Origin of the sequence: Halomonas sp. ND22Bw, from assembly GCF_003011945.1 — a bacterium.
Classification (GTDB): Bacteria; Pseudomonadota; Gammaproteobacteria; order Pseudomonadales; family Halomonadaceae; genus Halomonas; species Halomonas halophila.
Map to the genome: position 1 here is coordinate 1 of NZ_PXWD01001788.1, position 236 is coordinate 236.

1 pseudogene is annotated in these 236 nt (G+C 71.2%); it reads right to left on the reverse strand.

Annotated features, from left to right (window positions below):
• Positions 1 to 4: 4 nt before the first annotated feature.
• Positions 5 to 236, reverse strand: a pseudogene (gene rph, locus CVH10_RS24440) (ribonuclease PH); the annotation flags it as partial.

Sequence of the window (236 nt, forward strand, 5' to 3'; positions counted from 1 at the left end):
GCTATCAGCCGCGGATGCCCAGCGCCTCGCGCTGATGCGCGAAAAGCGAGGCGCCGGCCTGCTCGGCCAGGTCGAGCATGGCATTGAGCTCGGCGCGACTGTAGGTGCCGGACTCGGCGGTGCCATGCACCTCGATCAGCCCGCCGCCCTCGGCCATCACCACGTTCAAGGCGGTGACGGCGCGCTCGGCCTCGGGATAGGCCAGGTCGCCCACCGGGACGCCGTTGTAGAGGCCG